The 1,398-nt window shown below is 32.2% G+C and carries 2 protein-coding genes; both read left to right on the top strand.

The window, feature by feature from the left end:
- On the top strand, positions 1-404 hold a 404-nt coding region (locus AMO08_RS01595), incomplete at its 5' end, for a carbohydrate ABC transporter permease (RefSeq protein ID WP_143323785.1).
- Between the two features lie 2 nt (positions 405-406).
- On the top strand, positions 407-1,288 hold the full coding sequence (locus AMO08_RS01590; protein ID WP_075484542.1) for a carbohydrate ABC transporter permease: 882 nt from the start codon (positions 407-409) through the stop codon (positions 1,286-1,288).
- Positions 1,289-1,398 lie beyond the last annotated feature (110 nt).

The raw sequence follows: 1,398 nt of genomic DNA, 5'->3' as shown, positions 1-1,398 counted from the left end.
TTATTATATATGGAATTTGGCATCATTCACCTTTTGCATTTGTAGTATTTTATGCAGCTCTTCAAACAGTTCCTCAAGAACCAGTGGAAGCAGCAATTATTGATGGTGCTTCAAGGTTTCAAAGAATTAAACATATAGTGTTACCACATATTTATCCTGTAGTTACATTTGTGGCTTTGATTTCGTTAATGGATAACTTTAGAGTTTTTGAGCCAATAATTGGTTTCAGTGCTGAAGGAAGTGCGCAATCATTATCATGGTTAATCTATGATAATTTAGTTAATGAGGAAGTAATATTATTTGGATCTGCTGCAGCAACCTCTATGATGACGATTGTTGGTATAGCAATTTTATTAGCGCCAGTTTTAATAAGAACATGGAAAGAATTTAAGACAGCGAGATAATTATGGATTATGGTTTAGATAAAAAATCAACAAGTTTAAAAACTTTTAATACAATCTTTATTATCGTTTGGCTTTTAATTGCTTGCTTTCCTTTCATTTGGACTTTTTGGGGATCATTTAAAGTTAGAGCTGATTTTTTTTCAAGATCAGATTGGTGGTATGCAATTTCTGCTTTTAACACTTTAATTGAAACTGGTGGAAAATTTACAACAGATGCATATACCCAAGCTTGGACTGAAGGAGAATTTTGGAAAGCTTCAAAGAATACAATAATTGTGACTGTATTTGTCGTAAGTATTTCTTTGTTTTTAGGAACACTTGGTGCTTACGCTCTTTCAAGATCAACCGAAAGATATGCATTTTGGATATTAATTGCTGCATTAATATTTAGAGCAATGCCTCACATCACTTTAGTATCTGGATATTTATTTCCATTTTTTCAATTACAAATATGGGGAATTCTCCCTACAACTATTATTGTGCTAGTTGCAATTAATCAACCATTTACTTTATGGTTACTATATTCATTTTTTAAAACAGTCCCTAAAGAGCTTGATGAAAGTGCTTTAATAGATGGATGTTCATACTTTCAAGCTTTTAGACATATTATCATGCCAGTGATGTGGCCAGGAGTAATTACTGCAGGATTATTTAGTTTAATGCTTGCTTACAATGATTTTACGGTAACCGCATTACTTTTAAACCAAGAAAATCATACAATGGTTCCAAAAATTCAAAGTTATTTAGGAACAAATCAGCATGAAGGTAATTTAATGTGGGCAGTTTCTGCAGTAGTTTCAGCAACAGCCCCTCTATTTATGTTGGTGATGTTTTTTCAAAGACAGGTTATTAGTGGTTTAACTGCTGGAGCTGTAAAAGGTTGAAGTATTACAAAGCTTTACTTTTTGGTTCTATTGGATCAATTGTCGAAACTTCAGAGATTCAAAGAAAGTCATTTAACAAAGCATTTAAACAATATGGGCTTGATTGGAAT

This window comes from Candidatus Pelagibacter communis (assembly GCF_001180205.1).
In the GTDB taxonomy this organism is placed as follows: Bacteria; Pseudomonadota; Alphaproteobacteria; order Pelagibacterales; family Pelagibacteraceae; genus Pelagibacter; species Pelagibacter ubique_O.
This window is presented reverse-complemented; position numbering and strand designations above follow the sequence as displayed.

Coding starts and splice junctions, on each gene's coding strand:
- AMO08_RS01590 (WP_075484542.1), top strand. CDS start 407: ATGGATTATGGTTTAGATAAAAAATCAACAAGTTTAAAAACTTTTAAT.